Source organism: Gemmobacter lutimaris, from assembly GCF_003570715.1.
GTDB classification, from domain to species: Bacteria; Pseudomonadota; Alphaproteobacteria; order Rhodobacterales; family Rhodobacteraceae; genus Gemmobacter; species Gemmobacter lutimaris.
Window position 1 is genome coordinate 168,730 of record NZ_QXXQ01000003.1, and the last position, 19,632, is coordinate 188,361.

Consider the following 19,632-nt stretch of genomic DNA (forward strand, 5'->3'; position numbering starts at 1 on the left):
CAGGATCAGAATGAGACAGGACATCGTCCTCCAGGTGACACGCCGCATTCGCCCCGGCGCCGGGTTGGGAAGCAATCTAACAGTCGTTCGGCGGAATCTCAACGATCCGCAGAGTAGGTCCGCCCTAAACGCTCTGCCCGTCAGGGTCCAGCCCTGTCGGCACCTTGAGGCCGGTGCCGGTGTCCTCGGGCAGGCCGATCACCCGCACCTCGCGTTGCGGGAAGGGAATGGCGATGCCATGCGCCTTGAACGTATCCCAAAGTGCAAGGAAGACATTGCCGCGGATATTGGTCAGACCGTCGGTCGGATCCTGAATCCAGAAACGCAGGACGTAATCGACCGAACTGTCGCCGAAGCCGATGATATGGCAGACCGGCGCCTTGTTGGTCAGCACCCTGTTGACGCTGGCCGCCGCCTCGACCGCCAGCTTGCGCACCAGATGCGGGTCGTCGCCGTAAGAGGTTCCGAAATTGATGTCGAGCCGGACAAAATCGTTGGAATGCGACCAGTTGACCACCTGCCCGGTGATCAGATCCTCGTTCGGGATCAGGTATTCCTTGCCGTCGCGGGTGACGACCGAGACATAGCGCGCGCCCAGTGCCTCGATCCAGCCGAAGGTATTGCCGATCGAGATGACGTCACCGGGTTTCACCGATTTATCCAGCAGGATGATGACACCGGAAACGAGGTTCGACACCACCTTCTGCAAGCCGAAGCCAAGGCCGACCCCGATGGCACCGGACAGCACGGCAAGCCCCGACAGATCGAAGCCCACGGCCTTCAACCCGATGAAGAAGGCCGCGCCATACAGCATGATTTGCAGCATCTTCACGGTCAGAACCCGCATTGTCGGGCTCATGTCCTGATTGCTGCCGATGCGACGCGCGGCGCCCTGCGAGATCAGCCGTGCCAGCGTCAGCAGCACGCCGGTCACTGCCAGCGCCTTCAGAACCGTAAGGACTGACAGCCGGAAACTGCCGAACTCAACCGCCAGCGAATCGAGAAAAGCCGAGGCCGGAGCGACAAGGCCGAGGAACAGCAGCGTCACATAGATCCACGCCGCCCATCGCACGATGCGCCGGATCAGCCGGTTGCGGATCAATTGCGACCCGAGCCCGATGAACACCCAGGCCGAGGCGATGGTGGCCACCAGTTCCACCAGAAACCGGCGCGAGGGGAAGGGGCTCCACAGCATCAACAGGCCCACCGCCGCCCAGGCCAGCATCACGAAGAAAACTCCGCGCAACCGTTGGCGCAGGGTGATCAGCGTCCTCATCTGCCAAAGCTTCAGCCCCTCGCGCTCGCGCATCCAGCTGTCCAGCCGCGGGCCTGTCATCCATGCCAGAGCCTGCGCCAGACCCGCGATCAGCACCAGAATCGCCACCTGCCAGACCCGTGGCGGTTCGGTCAGCGACTCGATGAATTCTGCGGCCTGGACCGCTAGGGCAACGGCCTTCTGCCAGATCGCATTCGCACCAAACTCCATTACTCGTCCGTTTTTCTGCTGCGTTATCCTGCAAGGCTAAGACAGAAATGCCCGGAAACGATAGCGATTTCGGCAATGCAGGCACATGGCGGGGCATATGGCTTCTGTTGGCTGGCCGATTGCATTTCAGCCCGATCAGGCGTATTTCCTTTGCCATGGACGGGTTCATCTACTTCAACATCACCGATCATGCGCGGCTTCCGGCCCGCTTTTTCGGCATGACCCGCACGATTCTCGCCCGGCTTTGACGCCGTGCCGGCCTCAAGATCTGAAGGCCCCGTTTCGCATCCCCACAGCTATCCCATTGATGAAGGTGAGAGCCATGACCGCTCCGCGCACACTCTACGACAAGATCTGGGACGACCACGTCGTCCATCAGGCCGAAGACGGCACCTGCCTGCTGTATATCGACCGCCATCTGGTGCATGAAGTCACCAGCCCGCAGGCCTTTGAAGGTCTGCGCATGACGGGTCGCAAGGTCCGTGCGCCGGAAAAGACCATCGCCGTGCCGGACCACAACGTCCCCACGACGGCGGGCCGCGACACCCATATCGACAATGAGGAATCGCGGATTCAGGTCGAGGCGCTGGACAAGAACGCCAAGGATTTCGGCATCAACTATTACCCGGTTTCCGACATCCGTCAGGGCATCGTGCATATCGTCGGCCCGGAACAGGGCTGGACGCTGCCGGGCATGACCGTGGTCTGCGGTGACAGCCACACCGCCACCCATGGCGCCTTCGGCTCGCTGGCGCATGGCATCGGCACTTCGGAAGTGGAACACGTTCTGGCCACCCAGACGCTGATCCAGAAGAAGTCGAAGAACATGAAGGTGGAGATCACCGGCAAACTGCGTCCGGGCGTCACCGCCAAGGACATCACGCTGTCGGTCATCGGCGCGACCGGCACGGCGGGCGGCACCGGCTATGTCATCGAATATTGCGGCGAGGCGATCCGCGACCTGTCGATGGAAGGCCGCATGACTGTCTGCAACATGGCGATCGAGGGCGGCGCGCGTGCTGGCCTGATCGCGCCCGACGAAAAGACCTTTGAATACATCAAGGGCCGTCCGCATGCGCCGAAAGGCGCCGCCTGGGAAGCCGCGATGACCTACTGGAAATCGCTGTTCACCGATGAAGGTGCGCATTTCGACAAGGTGGTCACGCTCAAGGGCGAGGACATCGCCCCCGTCGTGACCTGGGGCACCAGCCCCGAGGATGTGCTGCCGATCACCGGCACCGTGCCCGCGCCCGAAGATTTCACCGGCGGCAAGGTCGAGGCCGCGCGCCGTTCGCTGGAATATATGGGTCTGACCCCCGGCATGAAACTGTCGGACATCAAGATCGACACCGTGTTCATCGGGTCGTGCACCAATGGCCGGATCGAGGATCTGCGCGCCGCCGCCGCCATCCTGAAGGGCAAGAAGATCAAGCCGGGGATGCGCGCGATGGTCGTGCCGGGCTCGGGCCTCGTGCGCGCGCAGGCCGAGGAAGAGGGTCTGGCGCAAATCTTCATCGACGCGGGCTTTGAATGGCGTCTGGCCGGGTGTTCCATGTGCCTCGCCATGAACCCCGACCAACTGTCGCCGGGCGAACGCTGCGCTGCGACCTCGAACCGCAATTTCGAGGGCCGTCAGGGCCGCGGCGGCCGCACGCACCTCTTGTCCCCTGCCATGGCGGCGGCGGCGGCGGTGACCGGCCACCTGACGGATGTGCGCGAGATGATGGCAGAAAACGCGTGATGCACGAGGCGGCCGCTTTTAGTGAGTATATCATTTATGCTGATGAAAGTGGCTCGCCAGTTCTGGGGGCTGATGCGAGTGATTTTCCGATCTTCGTGTTGGTCTTCCTGATTGTCCGAAAGTCCTACTATGCCGGTTCACTCGTGCCTCAGTTTCAAGCTCTCAAATTTGAAACTGTCGGGCATGATCAGTTGATTCTTCATGAGCGGGATATCCGGCGACAGTCTGGTGCGTTTGCTTTTCTACAAGTCTCCGTACAAACCAGAGCAGCCTTTATCGGACGACTGACAAAGATGATCGAAGAGGCGGATATTCACCTTTGCTGTGCGATCATCGACAAGGAGAAACTCGCGGAGCGCTATTCTGACCCCTGGAGCCCGTATGACCTTGCTCTCACCTTCTGCATTGAGAAAGCAGCAAAATTTCTTCAATCCGAAGGTGAGAACGGGCATGCCGTCCATGTCTTGTTTGAGGCGCGGGGTCAGAAAGAGGATAGGCACCTCGAACTTGAATTCCGGCGCATCGCGGCTGGTCAGCCAAAAATCGGGAGAGCATTGCCTGTGATACAGAGCTTCAACTGGCAGCCCATGTTCGTCGACAAAAGATCAAACTCGACAGGTCTTCAAATTGCAGATCTGGCAGCAAGACCACTTGGGTTGGCTTATCTGCGTCCAGATCAGGAAAATCGGGCTGCCAAAGTTCTTCAACATAAGATGGTCTTCCCACACCCGAAATGCTTCCCGTGAAAAAGCCGAAGGGCCTCCGAGCAAGCCCAGAAGCCCCACGCCGACCGAAAAACTCCAGCCCATTTCATTAGTATATGTAATGGACTGGCGACCAAAAGTCAACTTAACAAGGGCTCATAGCACCATGGACAAGTTCACCACCCTCACCGGCGTTGCCGCGCCGATGCCGCTGGTCAATATCGACACCGATATGATCATCCCGAAGCAGTTCCTGAAAACGATCCAGCGTTCGGGTCTTGGCAAGAACCTGTTTGACGAGATGCGTTACACGCAGGACGGCGCCGAGATTGCCGATTTCGTGCTGAACCAGCCGGCTTACCGCAAGGCCGAGATCATCGTTGCCGGTGACAACTTCGGCTGCGGTTCCTCGCGCGAGCATGCGCCCTGGGCGCTTCTGGATTTCGGCATCCGCTGCGTGATCTCGACCAGCTTTGCCGACATCTTCTTCAACAACTGCTTCAAGAACGGCATCCTGCCGATCGTGATGCCGCAGGAGGTTGTGAATGTGCTGATGGAGGACGCGAAGAAAGGCGAAAATGCCCGGATGACCGTCGATCTGGAAGCGCAGACCGTCACCACCTCGGATGGGCAGAGCTTCGGCTTCGAGGTCGATCCGTTCCGCAAGCATTGCCTGCTGAACGGGCTGGATGACATCGGCCTGACGCTGGAGAAAGTGGCAAGCATCGACACATTCGAGGCCAAGGCAGGTCTGCTGCGTCCCTGGGTCTGACCTTCAGGACCCACTACATCTTGTGCCGCCTTGGGTTGAAACCCCAAGGCGGCCTTTTTCTTGCCCTGCTTTGATGCAAAGTGGCGACAGTTTTTCCCCGTAATTGCCGCATTGATCGCGTTAAATGCCCTGAACCGTTGCGACTTTGAAAGAAAGAAGGCAAAACTTGGGCAAGATTGAGGCAGCCCGTCGCAAAGCACGGGAAAAACTGGGAAAAGCCGTCCGGCAACGTATCGGGCGGCGCCGGGTTGAGGAAGGCAAGGCAGTGTTCACACGGCTGATAGGGGCCGCGTTTCGGGCGTTTTTCGTGGTGGTGCTTGTTGCAACCCCTTCGGTTCTCATGCCCGGAACCGGCTCTGACGAAAAGCAGATGGTGGCGCTGGTGGCCCTGTTCGCTGGCGCGCTGACCTTTGCGGAATACAAGACCACCTATCCGGGGTTGGTGGAGTTCCGTGATGCGCCGCCCTTCAACCGCATCCGCTTTCTGATCCTGTTCTGCACCGTCTTCATTCTGACCGTCATACAGAAAAGCCTGGTGGAGCCTTCAACTCTCAACACCCTGATCGGGGCCATTGGCCTGCTGATCGGGCAGGCGATGGATTTCCCCTATTCGCCGGTCCGTCTGGCGACCCTGATGATGACCGAGGGCGCGTCGGAGCTTCAGGTCATCTCGGTGCGCACGGCTGCGGCGATGGCCTATCTGATCTCGCTGGTGGGGTTGGCCGTTTTTGTTATCCTGCTGAAGCTGAAGGGCTGGCCAGACCGTGGCAATGGCTTCAACGTCTGGGTCAACCTGCCCACCTTCGACCCGACGACCGGCGGCGATGTCGTTGTGCGGCTGGAGCGCGATGCGCGGATCAACATCGCCTTCGGTTTTCTGCTGCCCTTCCTGATCCCGGCGGTCGTGCGCATCGGATCGGCCGGGTTCGAGCCTCTGACTTTGACCAATCCGCAAACCCTGATCTGGACGATGACCGCATGGGCTTTCCTGCCGTTCAGCCTGTTCATGCGCGGTATCGCCATGGGCAAGATCGCCGAGATGATCCGCGAAAAGCGCCGTATTTCCAGTGTGATGGGCGCGGAAGGCTATATGCCTGCCTGATTGCGCTCAGTCTCGCGGCACCGGCCGGGGCGGACGAACTGCGCATTGCCACATGGAATGCGGGGCTGACCCGCAAAGGCCCCGGTCTTCTGCTGGAGGAAATCGAGCGCGGCAAGAGCCCGGCGATTTCTGGTGCCGTGGCAGTGATCGTGGCGCTGGATGCCGATGTGCTGCTGCTGACCGGGGTGGATTTTGATGCCGAACAGGCGGCGCTGACGGCATTGCGGGGGCGGCTGGCCGAAGCGGGCCTGTCCTACGGCTGGCAATTTGCCCTTGGACCCAACGCTGGTCTGCCCACGGAACTGGATATTGACCGGGATGGCCGGTTGAACGGCCCGCGAGACGCTATGGGCTATGGCGCATTCCGGGGGCAGGGCGGCATGGCGCTGCTGTCGCGCCTGCCGATCCGGGCCGAGGCTGCTGTGGATTACACGGGCTTCCTGTGGGCCGATCTGCCGGGCGCGCTGTTGCCGCCGGGGATGGGTGCGGAGGAGCGGGCGCTTCAAAGGTTGTCGTCTGTCAATCACTGGCAGGTTGGGCTGGATCTGCCCGATGGGACCAAGCTGGAGCTTCTGGCCTGGGCCGCGACGCCGCCGGTGTTCGATGGGCCGGAGGATCGCAACGGCCGCCGCAATCACGACGAGGCTGCCTTCTGGCTTCGCCTTCTGGACGGCGCCTTGCCACTTGATCCGCCACAGGCGCCCTTCGTGCTGCTGGGCGACGCCAATCTTGACACACAGGACGGCGATGGCCGCCCCGAGGCGCTGCGCGCCCTGCTGTCCGACCCCCGTCTGCAAGACCCGGCCCCCCGCGCGGCCGAGGTTTCACCCGAACCCGACCACAAGGGCGACCCTGCGCTGGATACCGCATTCTACGCCAAAGGGCCGGGCGGGTTGCGGGTGGATTACATCCTGCCCTCTGCCGGTCTGCGCGTCACCGGCGCGGGCGTGATGCGCCCGCAAACCGGCCCGCTGGCCGAGGCGCTGGCGGCCGCCTCGCGGCACTTCCCGGTCTGGGTCACGCTCGATCTGCCATAGGCGAAACCCCAAGCCTGCTTGACCCGACTGCCCCCAAAGGCTACGCCACGGCCAACCTTTCTTGCAGATCAAAACCTGCGTGCAGATCAAGGAGCCCTTGACGTGGCAAACCCCTCCATCCTCATCCTTGCCGGCGACGGCATCGGCCCCGAAGTCATGGCCGAGGTGAAAAAGATCATCGGCTGGTATGATGCCAAGCGCGGCATCGCCTTCGACGTGAGCGAAGACCTTGTCGGCGGCTGCGCCTATGACAAGCACGGCACGCCGCTGCATGATGACACCATGGCCAAGGCGCAAGAGGTGGATTGCGTACTGCTGGGTGCCGTGGGTGGTCCGAAATACGACAACCTCGATTTCAGCGTGAAGCCCGAGCGGGGCCTGCTGCGCCTGCGCAAGGAAATGGACCTCTATTCCAACCTGCGGCCGGCCCAGTGCTTCGATGCGCTGGCCGATTTCTCGTCGCTGAAGAAAGAGGTCGTCGGGGGCCTCGACATCGTGATCGTGCGCGAGCTGACCTCGGGCATCTATTTCGGCGAACCGCGCGGTATCTTCACCGAAGGGAACGAGCGTGTGGGCATCAATACCCAGCGCTATACCGAATCCGAAATCGCCCGCGTCGCGCGCTCGGCCTTTGAACTGGCCCGCCGCCGCGGCAACAAGGTCTGCTCGATGGAGAAGGCCAATGTCATGGAATCGGGCATCCTGTGGCGTCAGGTCGTGCAGGAAATCCACGACAAGGAATACCCGGATGTCGCGCTGTCGCACATGTATGCCGACGCCGGTGCGATGCAGCTCTGCCGCTGGCCCAAGCAGTTCGACGTCATCGTGACCGACAACCTGTTCGGTGACCTGCTGTCGGATGCCGCCGCCATGCTGACCGGCTCGCTGGGCATGCTGCCCTCGGCATCTCTGGGTGCGCCGATGGCCAATGGCCGCCCGAAGGCGCTGTATGAGCCCGTCCACGGTTCCGCCCCCGACATCGCGGGGCAGGGCAAGGCCAACCCGATCGCCTGCATCCTGAGCTTCGCCATGGCGCTGCGCTACAGCTTTGACCTTGGTGACGAGGCGGCCCGGCTGGAGCAGGCGGTCGAGAAAGTCCTCGCCGATGGCGTACGCACCGCTGATCTGATGGGCCCCGAAGGTGGCACCCCCGTCTCGACCTCCGCCATGGGCGACGCCATCGTTGCGGCGCTCGACGCCAGCCTCTGATTGGCTGGCATCTGATCGGTTGATCCGCGCGATTTCCGGCCGCCACTCGTTGGCGGCCGTTTTTGTTGCGCCTGTATGGCTTGAGGCCATGCCCCCCGTTCTGTAAAACGGGCGATAGCGCAAACACCGCGGCGCAGGCGTCGCTTTCCGCAGGCCAGACCCATGACCCCCAATGCCCAGGGCGCGCTTCTCGCGCTTCTCGCCTTTGCCATCTATGCCACACATGACGTGGTGGTGAAGTTTCTGGGCGCCGATTATCACGCAATCCAGATCATCTTCTTCGCGGGTCTGCTGAGCTTCCCGCTCGCCACCACCATGCTGATGAGCGACCGCACCGATGGCCACCTGCGCCCGCGCCACCCGTGGTGGATGGCTCTGCGTATGGTGTCTACGGTCATCACCGGCGTCTCTGCCTTCTATGCCTTCTCGGTGCTGCCGCTGGCGCAGACCTATGCGATTCTGTTCGCCGCGCCCCTGCTGATCACTTTGTTGGCCATTCCGCTTCTGGGCGAAAAGGTCGGTCTGCGGCGGGGCCTTGCGGTGCTGGTTGGATTGGCTGGCGTGATGATTGTGCTGCGACCGGGGGCGGAACCGCTGAGCCTCGGCCATGCGGCTGCGCTTGCGGCGGCTATATTTTCCTCGCTTGCCTCGGTCATCGTGCGCAAGATCGGCACCGAGGAACGCTCGGTCGTTCTGCTGCTTTATCCGATGATGGCCAATTTCGTGGTGCTGGGGCTGGCGCTGCCCTTCGTCTACAAACCGATGCCAGTGGTGCATCTGGGCATGCTGGGCATCATCGCGCTGTTCAGCTTTGTGGCCATGCTTCTGATCATCATGGCCTATCGCCGCGCCGAGGCGGTGATCGTGGCGCCGATGCAGTATTCGCAGATGATCTGGGCCGCGATCTTCGGCTATCTGATCTTCGACGAAACGCCGGACAGCTACACCCTGCTGGGCGCGGCAGTCATCATCGCCTCCGGCATCTATATCGTGCTGCGCGAGGGGCGGGCGAAAGTGTCGGAAAACCGCCCGGTGCTGGAATCGCGCTCGCGGCCCGAGACAGGCACGACGCCGCGGATCTCGCTTCTGCTGCGCCGCCGCGAACTGGCAGAGCGGAACGAAGGCTGATTGCACAAGAATCGCATTCGGCCCCCTTGCAATGCCGCGCAATCCGGTTTAACCCCACGCCACGGTCGGAGCGTAGCGCAGCCTGGTAGCGCACCTGCTTCGGGAGCAGGGGGTCGGAGGTTCGAATCCTCTCGCTCCGACCAGTTATCCCCCTGAAAATAAAGAGTATAGTGCCCTTTGGGCGCCCTGCATGGCGCGGGGCAGAACCAAAGCGAGCCTGATCCCTTTTCAGGACGAAAGTCCCTGACATTGCCACGGCAGCACGGTGTCATGGTGGGAGCCTCGCACTGCGCAGTGGCTATGCGCGCAAATAATGCAGGCATATGAGAGTCTTCAGAAAGCCGAAGCTTTGTGACGGCGGCCAGATCAGTGGCCAAGACATTTCAGTAGGGCGAGTTTGGCGTCCTTGATGTGCTGTGTGGTCAGCCGGGCGGCAAGTGTGGCATCGCCGGCCTTGCAGGCATCAAGGATCAGTGCATGCTCCTCGACCGCTTTCCGGTGGCCGTCGGTCAGCGAAAGCTGGGCGCGCAGATAGCGGTCGCTGAGGTTCAGCAGGTTTTCGATCACGCCAAGATAGTGCCTTTGCCCACCAACCGCATAAAGCGCGCAGTGGAAGCGGCGGTTCTGTTCCATCCATTCGGCCGGGGTGGCCGCATCGGCAAAGGCCAGATGCGCGCTTTCGGCCTCGGCCAGGGCGGTGCCGGTCATCCGGGCTGCCGCGTGACGGATGGCATCGCCTTCGACAAGGGCGCGCAGGCGGAAAATTTCCTCGATCTCCTGTGGTGGAAGATCGGTAACGAAGGCCCCCTTGTAGCGCCGCGTCTCGACAAGGCCGAGCTGTTCAAGCCGGGCGATCGCCTCGCGCACGGGAATGCGGCTGACCTTGAAAGCCGCGGCAATTTCCTCCTGTCGAAGCTGTGTGCCGTTTTCCAGATCACCATTCACGATGGCCGCGCGCAAGGCCGCGAAGACGACATCCGCGGCGGATCGGGTTTGTGACAGATCGGTGGGTTCGAACTTCATGTGCCGGATATGCCTCGCATCGACAAAGTTTGCCAGCGAAGAGCTTGGACTCTGCAATGTATATTGGATACAATATTCATTATCGGGCGTCACGCAAGCGGAGGAAAGAAATGCGCAGCACGAAGGTCATCCATGTCGTGTCCTGCCATGCAGAGGGCGAGGTGGGCGATGTGATTGTCGGTGGTGTTTCCCCGCCACCCGGCAGCACGGTCTGGGAACAGCGCAACTGGATTGCCCGCAATCAGGTGCTGCGCAACTTCATGCTGAATGAACCGCGTGGCGGGGTGTTCCGTCATGTGAACCTTCTGGTGCCGCCCAGACATCCCGAGGCGCAGGCCGCATGGATCATCATGGAGCCGGAAGACACACCGCCGATGTCGGGATCGAACTCGATCTGCGTTTCGACGGTGTTGCTGGACAGCGGCATCATCCCGATGCAGGAGCCGGTCACCGAAATGGTGCTGGAAGCACCGGGCGGTCTGGTGCGGGTGCGGGCGGAATGCGCGCAAGGCAAGGCCCAACGTATCCATGTCGAAAACCTGCCGTCTTTCGCCACGCGGCTGGATGTGCCGCTGGATGTGCCGGGGCTGGGCTGTCTGACGGTCGATACGGCCTTCGGCGGGGACAGTTTCGTCGTGGTCGATCCGGTCGCTCTGGGCATCGACCTCGTGGCCGGGAATGCGCGCGAGATCGCGGAAACCGGCATCCGCATTACCAATGCCGCCAATGCGCGATATCGGTTCGAGCATCCGGGGCAGCCCGACTGGACGCATCATTCCTTCTGTCTGTTCGCCGGTCCGGTGTCGCGGCAGGGCAACCAGTTGCGGGCACAATCGGTGGTTGCAATTCAGCCCGGCAAGCTGGATAGGTCGCCGACCGGAACCGCCGTTTCCGCCCGCATGGCCATTCTGCACGCGCGCAACCAGATGGGGCCGGAGGACCGCTTTACCGGCGTGTCGATCATCGGGTCAGAGTTTCATGGCCGTATTCTTGGGGAAACCCGCGTCGGGGATATTCCGGCCATCCGGCCCGAAATCAGTGGCCGGGCATGGATCACGGGCACGCATCAGCACATGCTGGACCCGGCAGATCCCTGGCCCGAGGGCTATCGCATTTCCGATACCTGGCCCCGGCTGTTCGGCTGAGGCCAGGGGTCGGGTCAGAACCGACGCGGATCGAAGGGGATGAGCGACACCGCAGGCTCCCGACCCGCCACAAGGGCGGCGACCAGTTCGGCAGTTCCGGCGGATTGCGTCAGCCCCAGATGGCCGTGGCCGAAAGCATAGATCACCCGGTCGGCCCCCGGTGCGCGGGCGATGACCGGCAGGCTGTCGGGCAGCGAAGGGCGGAAGCCCATCCATTGCGTGCCGCCATTCGGATCGAAGCCGGGCAGGAACTCGGCTGTCTTGCGCACGAGGATTTCGGCGCGCCTGTAGTTCGGCGGAAGGTTCAGGCCGCCCAGCTCTACCGCGCCGCCGACGCGCAAGCCCTCGCCGATGCGGCTGACGACGAAGCCGTGATTGCTGAAGGTCAGATGGGTGCGCAGATCGAAACTGGCCGTGGGGAAGGTGGTGTTGTAGCCGCGTTCGGTTTCCAGCGGGATGCGGTCGCCCAGCGTCCGGGCAAGATGATGCGACCACGCCCCGGCGGAAACGATAACCTGCGCGGCGGTGCGGGTTCCGGTGGCGGTGATGATATCCACGCCCGCCTCGCGCGGTTGGATCGCGCGGACATCTGCCACCTCGATCACGCCGCCTGCGGTGACGAAAGCGGCGGCAAGGTGTTCCGTCCAACGGGCGGGATCGACGGTGTTCATCCAACCGGGGGTAAAGCCTGCATGGGTGAAGCGCGGGTTCAGCCCCGGCTGGATTTCCGCAATCACCGCCGGACTTTCCAGCAGGTCGAAGGCGATGCCATGGCGGCGGCGCAGATCCCACGCGGGCAGCGAGGCGGCGAATTGCGCCTGCCCCTCATAGACCTGAAGCTGGCCTTCCCGGCGCATCAGCGGCGCCCCGTCAACGCGCGTGATCAGCCGCTCCAGCGCCTGTTGTGACAGCCGCATCAGCCCCGATTGCGCCTGCACCGCCGCCTCGTAGCGTGAAGGTGCCGTCGCCCGCCAGAAATGCCACATCCATGGCAGGATCTGCGCCGCATAGGCCGGCCGCAGCGACAGCGGCCCCAGCGGGTCCAGCAGCCATTTCGGCGCCTTGCGCATGATGCCGGGGGTGGCCAGCGGCTCCAGCTCGGCAAAGGCGAAGGCCCCGGCGTTTCCGCGCGAGGTTTCGGCGGCCACGCCCTTGCGATCCAGCAAGCGCACGCGGTGCCCCTCGGCCTGAAGCGCCAGCGCGGTGGTCACGCCGATGATCCCGGCGCCGATGACGATGATTTCCGTTTGGGTGGGATGTGGCATTCCGGTCAGCCATGAAAGCAAGGGGAAACCCCGGCCCTGACGGCCGGGGCTGGGGTCAGAGCACGATGCCCAGTCGGAACGGGTCGTCCACCTGAAAGATCAGCCGGCTTTCCGCCATCACATAGGCGCTGCCGGTGATCGAGGGGATGATTCCGCCATTCGGCCCCTTGCGCCAGGACAGCCGGTAGGTGCTGCCGATGATGCTTTCCTGCACGATCTCAGTGCCTTCGGCCAGCCGTCCGGCGGCGGCAAGACAGGCCAGCCGGGCCGAACTGCCGGTGCCGCAGGGCGAGCGGTCATAGGCGTCATCGGGGCACAGCACGAAGTTGCGGCTGTGGCCTTCCGGCGTTTCGGCGGGGCCGTAGAAGATCACATGATCGACCGGCATACCGGGCGCGCAGGTGATCCCCGCCGCCTGAAGCGCCTCGCGCACCGCTATGGTGACCTCGCTCAACTGACGGATGTTCGAGGCGGTGACCGGGATCGGGCTGGGATCGACAATGAAGAAGCCGTTGCCGCCATAGGCCAGATCGCCGGTGACGGTGCCGACGCCCGCGACCTCGACCGAAACGCCGCTGCGGGTGCGGCGGCTTTCGACATTCGTCACCCGAACCGTGTTCGGGTCCAGCAGATCGACTGTCACAACCCCGACCGGCGTTTCGATCCGGTGCTGGCCGATGCCGATGCGGCCCAGATGGGCCAGCGTCACTGCCAGCCCGATGGTGCCATGGCCGCACATGCCCAGAACCGCCTCGGCGTCGAAGTAGATCACCCCGGTCACGCAGGTCGGATCGACCGGCGGAACCAGCAGGGCACAGACCATGGCGGGCTGCCCGCGCGGTTCAAGAATGACCGAGCGGTAGAAATCCCGGTATTCCGTTGCAAGCCGCGCCGCCCGTTCGGCCAGAGGCCCGGTTCCGAGATCGGGACCGCCATCAAGGATCACCCGTGTCGGCTCTCCGCCGGTATGGCTGTCGATCACATGCATTCAGCGATCACCCCGCCCTGACGCGACCATGCGGCGAACCACTTGTTGAACTGGTGGAACTGCGCTTCGCAGAATTTGGCCTGCGAGGGCGACAGCGCATCGGTTTCATTGATATTGAGCGCATATTCGCTTTCGCCCTTCAGCACCATGAGATGCTTGAAGTAAAGCACGAGATCGACGCCCTCGTCGAACTTGGCCAGCACCGAAAATGCTTCGGCCAGTTCGCGCGCGCGCAGGTCGGCTTCGGGGCAGCCCTCGGCGGCGCGACGTGACAGCGCGACCTGAAGCAGCGATTCCTTCGGGAAGATCGTGCCGATGCCGGTGATCGCGCCCACCGCGCCGCATTTGACGAAACCGTGGTAGACCTCGGTATCCACGCCCACCATCAGGATCACCTCGTCATCCTGCGAGGTGATATGTTCCGCCGCATAGCTCAGATCCGCCTTGCCGCCGAATTCCTTGAAACCGATCAGGTTCCTGTGCTCGGCACGCAGGGCGAAGAACAGGTCTGCCTTGGTTGAATAGCCGTAGTAGGGGCTGTTGTAGATGATGGCGGGCACATCCGGCGCCGCGTCGAGGATCGCCTTGAAATGGTTACGCTGTGCGGCGACTGAAAGCCCGCGCGACAGCACCCGCGGAATGACCATCAGACCGGCGGCGCCGATCTTCTGGGCATGGGCGGCATGGGCCACGGCGGATCTGGTGTTGATGGCGCCGGTGCCGACGACGACCGGCACCCCGGCCTTCGTCAGACGTTCCACGCCTTCCATGCGCTGTTCGTCGGTCAGCAGTGGCCAGTCGCCGCATGACCCGCAATAGACCACGCCGGACATGCCGGCCGCCATCATCTCTTGTCCCTTGCGCACAAGTGCGTCGAAATCGGGCTGACGGTCTGCGGTGCAGGGCGTCAGCAATGCGGGGATCGTGCCAAGAAATACATCTTTCTTCATCGGAGGCTCCGTTGGTTCGTGGGAAGGGCAGGGGGAACCCCCGCGTCAGATTGTGGCTTGCGTCATCCAGCCGGGGGGCAGGGCAGGGGCCAGCCCGCTGCGTGCCGTTTCGGCGCATTGGGCAAGCGCACCAAAGCGGATGCTGCGATTGCTCAGCCCCGGTGCGTAATGGGCGTATTTGCCGGAATTGGTCATCAGCACCTTTGCCTGTGGCGGAAAGACCGGCTCCGAGATCGAGCACCAGCACAGATCGGGAATGATCCTGACGCCTGCGGCTTCCAGCCGGGCCTGGACGCCGTTCCGCCCGATCGCCGCAAGTGTGTCGCGGCCAAGCGTGATGATCGTGGTGACTTCGGGATGCACGCGGCTTCCCGCCATCAGATCGGCGAAAAGCGCACATTCGTCCGCCGAGAAATGCGGGCTGCCAAGCGCGACCAGATCGACCTGCGCCGGACCGCGATTGAAGTCCTGCCAGAGCCGGGCGAAATCGGCAGGGCCAAGCGTCACGGTGTCGGCCTCGGGCGCGGGGGGCAGGCCTGCCTCGGGCGTGAGGCCTGCGACATGCAGCATCGGCGCGGCTGAGGTCGTCCCGAAGGCGGCGCAAAGCGCCTTCAGATCATCCTGTGACGGGTGCGCGTGCTCCAGTCCCCGGATCAGCGGAATACGGTCTGGTGCCGCCTGACCCACCAGCCAGCCCAAAATGGGCCAGAAGGCATCGTCGGCCCCGTCCGGCAGGGCCACATCAATGATCCGGCGCGGCGCGCGGTTTTCCGGCAGGTAAACCCCGGCAAGCGCGGTGCGCCCGGTCAAAGCGATGCAGAGATCCATGAAATCGGCGTGTTTCACCGTGCGCGCGCCCAGCACGCTGTTGGCATAGATCACCGCATTGCTTTCGGCCCATGCGATGTCTTCGCCCGTGCCGGGGCAATCCTTCAGCAGATAGGGCGCGCAGGTGAAGCTGGGCTTCGCGCCCATCTCGACATAGGCATCGGCCAGCCCCGCAGCCGGAGTGCCGAAGGCAGGGGCGACGCCCTGCGCGCGCCAGTTGGCGTGATCCACCGAAATGGCGTTCATCGTGGTCGGCACGCGCACCCTTGCGCCCTTGTCGGCCATGCTGCGGGCAAAGGTCAGGAAGGCCGGGCTGGCATAGATGCAGCCGTCGATATGCACGCGGCTGACATCGGTCAGGCGCGGAGCGCCCTGCGCGCGGGCCATGGTGACGATGATCTCCATCGCAAGCTGCGCCGCCGCGCCTTGCTGGCCGTCAAGGAAGGACCGGTCGGCTGCCGTCAGCTCCAGGTCCCGGTCTCCGGCGGGGACAAGCGGCAGGGTCAGCGCCCCGGCAGTCAACGCGTCGGGGGTGATTCTGGCGGCGGTTTCGTGGGCCAGCGCATCATATTCGGCGGCCGTCAGGCGCAGCACCGCGATGTCATGCCCGAACAGCCGCCCGGCCACCAGCGCGCCCAGCGTCAGGATGTCTTCGCCCTCGCGGAAGATCAGGGCGCGCGGGGCATTGCCCGCGAAGGCCAGACCCAGCAGCACGCCGCTGCCGGTGCACGACCCCCGACTGGTCGGCATCATCACGATCTGACCGGCCAGCGAGTGCCCGCGTTGGGGGTGCAGCGCGTCGATGATCTCGCCCGTGGACGGGTTCACGCCGCCCCAGACGCTCAGCCCCTCGTCGCAGACGAGGAGCGGCCCCTGAACCGATGCGGAAACGATCATGGTTGCCATGGTTTACCTCGTTGTCCGTCGAAGAGCCGCCGTTTCGGTCATTTCACGCGGAACGGTATCGAAAGGGCCGACTTTGGGATTCTCTTTTCTGTTGGCAGATTGCTAATCTTGCAGTCGCCACGAAAATATGCTTAAACGATCACAACTGGTAAGAAAAGAAAAATATGACGCAAACGGAAAAATCCTTGGACGGTGCCGAAGCCGATCCGGCAGGAGACGCCTGGGAGGCCGAGCGCCTGCAACTGCGGTCCGATCTGGGGAACCGGATGAAATCCGTGCGGCAGGCCTGTGGCCTGACCCTTGAGGCGGCGGCGCAGCGGACAGGTCTTGCCGTATCGACGATCCACAAGATCGAAAACGGCCGCGTCTCGCCAAGCTACGAAAACCTTGTCCGCATCGCGCGGGCCTATGACATCGGGATGGAGCGGCTGTTCTCGTCGGATCACGAGGCGCATCAGACGACCCGCATGACGGTGACCAAGGCGGGGCAGGGGCGCAAGGTGCGTTCGAAGAACTTCGAATACGAGGTGCTTTGCAACGCGCTGGCCGAGAAAAAGATCATCCCCCTTGTGACCCGTGTCGAGAAACGCGCGCCGCTGAGACCGTCCGAGCTTGAGGCGCATGATGGCGAGGAAACGCTGTATGTGCTGTCCGGCCGGATCGAACTGGTGGTGGAGCATTACCAGCCCGTCGTGCTGGAACCGGGCGACTGCGCCTATTTCGACAGCACGTTGAAGCACGGCTTGCGCGCCCTCGACGATGACGAGGCCCGCGTATTCTGGGCCTGCACCTATATCGACGTGGACAGGTAGGCGCAGGACGCCCGGTCTGCCCACCCCCTGCCTTTCTGAAGGAGACTGCCCAAGCATGGCCGAGCCAAACATCCTGTCCTGCGATGCGCTGCTGACGCGCGTCGAAACCATCTTCACCCGTGCCGGTGTGCGCCGCGAAAGCGCCGAGGCCGTGGCCCGCGTGATCGTTGCGGGCGAACGGGACAATTGCAAATCGCACGGCATTTACCGGATCGAGGGCTGCCTGCGGGTTCTGGCTGCGGGCAAGGTCGTGCCTGATGCGGTGCCGGAGCTGCATGATGCCGGGAAATCCGTGATCGAGGTGGATGCAAAGGGTGGATTTTCCAACCCCGCGTTTTATACCGCCCGCGCAGCGCTGGCGGCCCGTGCCCGCGAAACCGGCCTTGCGGCGCTGGTGATCCGCGACTGTCTGCATTTCTCGGCGCTGTGGCATGATGTCGAGGCGCTGGCCGAGGACGGGCTTGCCTCGCTGTCGATGTGCCCGAGCTATTCTTTCGTGGCACCCGCTGGCGGGAAGGAGCCGCTTCTGGGCACCAATCCGCTGGCCTTTGGCTGGCCGCGCAAGGGCGCGCATCCCTATGTCTTCGACTTTGCGACCAGCGTTGCCGCGCGGGGCGAGATCGAATTGCACCGCCGCGCGGGCAAGCCGATCCCTGAAGGCTGGGCCGTTGACCGCGACGGTAAGCCGACCACCGACCCGGAGGCGGCGCTGGACGGTGCGATGCTGACTTTCGGAGGCCATAAGGGGTCTGCCATATCGACCATGGTCGAACTGCTGTCGGGTGCGATGCTGGGAGAGTTCATGAGCAAGGAAGCACTGGATTTCATGGGCGGCACCGACCTACTGCCGCGTCATGGCGCGCTAGTGATCGCACTGGACCCGCAGGTCTTCGCCGCCCGCAGTGGCCGTGACCCGATTGCCGAGGGCGAGAAGCTGCTGACCGCCATCGGGGCGCAGGGCGCGCGCCTGCCGTCCGAACGCCGATTTGCCGCACGCGACAGGGCCCTGCGCGACGGCATTACGCTCAGCGACACCGAACTGGCGCAGCTTGACCGTTTCGAGGCCATGGGCCTTGCGGCTGTCGCCGCCTGAGCGATCAGGCCGGAATTGCGAAAGGCGCGAGGGTAGCCCACGCGCCTTTTTCCTGTTTTGAAGAAGGGGTTCAGCGCACGCTGGCCAGAAAGGCTCGCGTTTCCAGGTGCTGCGGATCGCCGAAAATCTGTTCCGGCGCCCCGATTTCGGCCATGATCCCCTTGTGGAAATAGGCCACGCGGTCTGACACGTCGCGGGCAAAGGCCATTTCATGCGTCACACAGATCATGGTCATACCTTCCTCGGCCAGCATCTTCAGCGTCTCCAGCACCTCACCCACAAGCTGCGGGTCCAGCGCCGAGGTGACCTCGTCGAACAGCATGTAATCCGGCGACATGGCCAGCGCGCGGGCAATCGCCATGCGCTGCTGCTGCCCGCCTGACAGGCGCGAGGGGAAGGTGGACAGCTTGTCGCCCAGCCCGACGTGGCGCAACTGCTTTTCCGCAATCGCCTCGGCTTCCGCCTTGTCGATCCCCAGCACCTTGCGCGGTGCCAGCGTCACGTTTTCCAAGACGGTCAGATGCGGAAAGGCGTTCCATTGCTGGAACACGATCCCGATCTTCTGGCGCAGCCTGTTCAGGTCGGTCGTGCGGGCGTGAACCTCGGTGCCATCCACAAGGATACGGCCGGAATCAATGGGCTCCAACCCGTTGATGCAGGTCAGCAGCGTCGATTTCCCCGACCCCGAGCCCCCGATTACGGTGACAACCTCGCCCTTTTCCACCGTCAGGTCGATGCCCTTGAGAACCTTGAGCGGACCAAAGGATTTGTGGACGTTCTGGATCTCAATCATGGGACCACCTTTTTTCAAGATACCCGCCGAAACGGGCCAGCGGGAAGCTGATGAGGAAGTAGAAGGCACCGCAGATCAGCAGCAGAAAAAGCGGCTCTTGCAGGCGGGTGATCAGGATCTGGGTGGATTTCAGCAATTCGGTCACCTGCACCACATAGACCAGCGCGGAATCCTTCATCACGCCAAGCGCAAGCCCGATCCACGACGGGAGCGCGATCCGCGTCGCCAGCGGGGCCACGATATAGCGCATGTCCTGCATCCAGCTCATGCCCAGCGACCGCGCCGCGCGGCGGGTGGTGGCAGGCACCGCGTCGATGCCGCCGCGCACGATCTCGGCGCAATAGGCGGCAGTGTAGAGCGACAGCACACCGCAGGCCACGGTGAAGCCCGAAACCTGAAGGCGCAGCACCATGCCCATGAAGGCATTGGCAAGGACAAGCTGGATCAGCAGCGGGACCGAGCGGAAGATATCCAGAAAGAAGGTCAGCGGCAGCGACAGCTTCGCACCAAGCTGCACCCGGATCACGCCAAACAGGATGCCGAGCAGAGTGCCGATGGCCACGGAAATCGCGGTGACGAGGATCGTCATGCCCGCGCCCTTGGCCAGAAAAACCAGATCGGCGGCGGAAAGAGCGGTATTGAACATGGTG

Annotated in this window: 19 protein-coding genes and 1 tRNA gene; 12 read left to right on the forward strand and 8 right to left on the reverse strand. The window is 63.2% G+C overall.

Annotation, left to right across the window (positions count from 1 at the left end; genetic code table 11):
- Window positions 1-124 precede the first annotated feature (124 nt).
- Window positions 125-1,486, reverse strand: coding sequence for a mechanosensitive ion channel family protein (locus D2N39_RS07300; protein WP_119134122.1), 1,362 nt, complete (start codon window positions 1,484-1,486; stop codon window positions 125-127).
- 47 nt (window positions 1,487-1,533) lie between these two features.
- On the opposite strand from D2N39_RS07300, the gene D2N39_RS07305 reads away from it, so the two are divergent.
- The 9 genes from D2N39_RS07305 (at window position 1,534) to D2N39_RS07345 (ending at window position 9,322) form a co-directional block, all read left to right on the forward strand.
- Window positions 1,534-1,734: a hypothetical protein gene (locus tag D2N39_RS07305; RefSeq protein WP_119134123.1), complete on the forward strand. Its 201-nt coding sequence runs from the start codon at window positions 1,534-1,536 to the stop codon at window positions 1,732-1,734.
- A 74-nt stretch (window positions 1,735-1,808) separates the two neighbouring features.
- Window positions 1,809-3,227 (forward strand): 3-isopropylmalate dehydratase large subunit, encoded by a 1,419-nt coding sequence (gene leuC, locus D2N39_RS07310; protein ID WP_119134124.1) that lies wholly within the window; start codon window positions 1,809-1,811, stop codon window positions 3,225-3,227.
- Window positions 3,227-3,973 (forward strand): DUF3800 domain-containing protein, encoded by a 747-nt coding sequence (locus tag D2N39_RS07315; RefSeq protein WP_119134125.1) that lies wholly within the window; start codon window positions 3,227-3,229, stop codon window positions 3,971-3,973. Before leuC ends, D2N39_RS07315 begins: the two co-directional genes overlap by 1 nt.
- A gap of 124 nt (window positions 3,974-4,097) precedes the next feature.
- Window positions 4,098-4,703 carry a 3-isopropylmalate dehydratase small subunit gene (leuD, locus tag D2N39_RS07320; protein ID WP_119134126.1) on the forward strand — a complete coding sequence of 202 codons (606 nt, stop codon included), beginning with the start codon at window positions 4,098-4,100 and terminating at the stop codon, window positions 4,701-4,703.
- Between the two features lie 265 nt (window positions 4,704-4,968).
- Window positions 4,969-5,805: a hypothetical protein gene (locus D2N39_RS07325; RefSeq protein WP_233557079.1), complete on the forward strand. Its 837-nt coding sequence runs from the start codon at window positions 4,969-4,971 to the stop codon at window positions 5,803-5,805.
- Window positions 5,802-6,842 (forward strand): endonuclease/exonuclease/phosphatase family protein, encoded by a 1,041-nt coding sequence (locus D2N39_RS07330; RefSeq protein ID WP_267899571.1) that lies wholly within the window; start codon window positions 5,802-5,804, stop codon window positions 6,840-6,842. The genes D2N39_RS07325 and D2N39_RS07330 overlap by 4 nt, the downstream gene beginning before the upstream one ends.
- A gap of 102 nt (window positions 6,843-6,944) precedes the next feature.
- Window positions 6,945-8,051 carry a 3-isopropylmalate dehydrogenase gene (gene leuB / locus D2N39_RS07335; RefSeq protein ID WP_119134128.1) on the forward strand — a complete coding sequence of 369 codons (1,107 nt, stop codon included), beginning with the start codon at window positions 6,945-6,947 and terminating at the stop codon, window positions 8,049-8,051.
- Between the two features lie 162 nt (window positions 8,052-8,213).
- Window positions 8,214-9,179 (forward strand): DMT family transporter, encoded by a 966-nt coding sequence (locus tag D2N39_RS07340; RefSeq protein ID WP_119134129.1) that lies wholly within the window; start codon window positions 8,214-8,216, stop codon window positions 9,177-9,179.
- A 66-nt stretch (window positions 9,180-9,245) separates the two neighbouring features.
- A tRNA-Pro gene (locus D2N39_RS07345) sits at window positions 9,246-9,322 on the forward strand.
- Window positions 9,323-9,545: 223 nt separating this feature from the next.
- On the opposite strand, the gene D2N39_RS07350 is transcribed toward D2N39_RS07345, so the two are convergent.
- On the reverse strand, window positions 9,546-10,202 hold the full coding sequence (locus D2N39_RS07350; protein WP_119134130.1) for a GntR family transcriptional regulator: 657 nt from the start codon (window positions 10,200-10,202) through the stop codon (window positions 9,546-9,548).
- 110 nt (window positions 10,203-10,312) lie between these two features.
- Between D2N39_RS07350 and D2N39_RS07355 the strand changes: the two genes are divergently transcribed.
- On the forward strand, window positions 10,313-11,347 hold the full coding sequence (locus D2N39_RS07355) for a trans-3-hydroxy-L-proline dehydratase (RefSeq protein ID WP_119134131.1): 1,035 nt from the start codon (window positions 10,313-10,315) through the stop codon (window positions 11,345-11,347).
- A gap of 14 nt (window positions 11,348-11,361) precedes the next feature.
- Here D2N39_RS07355 and D2N39_RS07360 read toward each other — a convergent pair whose 3' ends face one another.
- From D2N39_RS07360 to lhpI, 4 genes are read right to left on the reverse strand one after another with little or no spacing between them, the layout of a single operon-like run.
- A complete protein-coding gene (locus D2N39_RS07360) occupies window positions 11,362-12,612 on the reverse strand; it encodes an NAD(P)/FAD-dependent oxidoreductase (RefSeq protein ID WP_119134132.1) in 1,251 nt (416 codons plus the stop codon).
- Window positions 12,613-12,667: 55 nt separating this feature from the next.
- Window positions 12,668-13,600 (reverse strand): 4-hydroxyproline epimerase, encoded by a 933-nt coding sequence (locus tag D2N39_RS07365; protein ID WP_119134133.1) that lies wholly within the window; start codon window positions 13,598-13,600, stop codon window positions 12,668-12,670.
- On the reverse strand, window positions 13,591-14,550 hold the full coding sequence (locus D2N39_RS07370; protein ID WP_054302961.1) for a dihydrodipicolinate synthase family protein: 960 nt from the start codon (window positions 14,548-14,550) through the stop codon (window positions 13,591-13,593). Before D2N39_RS07370 ends, D2N39_RS07365 begins: the two co-directional genes overlap by 10 nt.
- 45 nt (window positions 14,551-14,595) lie before the next feature.
- Entirely contained in the window at window positions 14,596-16,284 is a 1,689-nt protein-coding gene (lhpI, locus tag D2N39_RS07375) for a cis-3-hydroxy-L-proline dehydratase (RefSeq protein WP_119134134.1), read from the reverse strand.
- 164 nt (window positions 16,285-16,448) lie between these two features.
- Between lhpI and D2N39_RS07380 the strand changes: the two genes are divergently transcribed.
- Both D2N39_RS07380 and D2N39_RS07385 read left to right on the forward strand, forming a co-directional pair.
- Complete coding sequence (locus D2N39_RS07380; RefSeq protein ID WP_119134135.1) at window positions 16,449-17,096, forward strand: helix-turn-helix domain-containing protein; 648 nt, start codon at window positions 16,449-16,451, stop codon at window positions 17,094-17,096.
- 55 nt (window positions 17,097-17,151) lie between these two features.
- Window positions 17,152-18,189, forward strand: coding sequence for an Ldh family oxidoreductase (locus D2N39_RS07385; RefSeq protein ID WP_119134136.1), 1,038 nt, complete (start codon window positions 17,152-17,154; stop codon window positions 18,187-18,189).
- Window positions 18,190-18,259: 70 nt separating this feature from the next.
- On the opposite strand, the gene D2N39_RS07390 is transcribed toward D2N39_RS07385, so the two are convergent.
- Entirely contained in the window at window positions 18,260-18,982 is a 723-nt protein-coding gene (locus tag D2N39_RS07390) for an amino acid ABC transporter ATP-binding protein (RefSeq protein ID WP_119134137.1), read from the reverse strand.
- A complete protein-coding gene (locus D2N39_RS07395; protein ID WP_119134138.1) occupies window positions 18,975-19,628 on the reverse strand; it encodes an amino acid ABC transporter permease in 654 nt (217 codons plus the stop codon). Before D2N39_RS07395 ends, D2N39_RS07390 begins: the two co-directional genes overlap by 8 nt.
- Window positions 19,629-19,632: the final 4 nt, after the last annotated feature.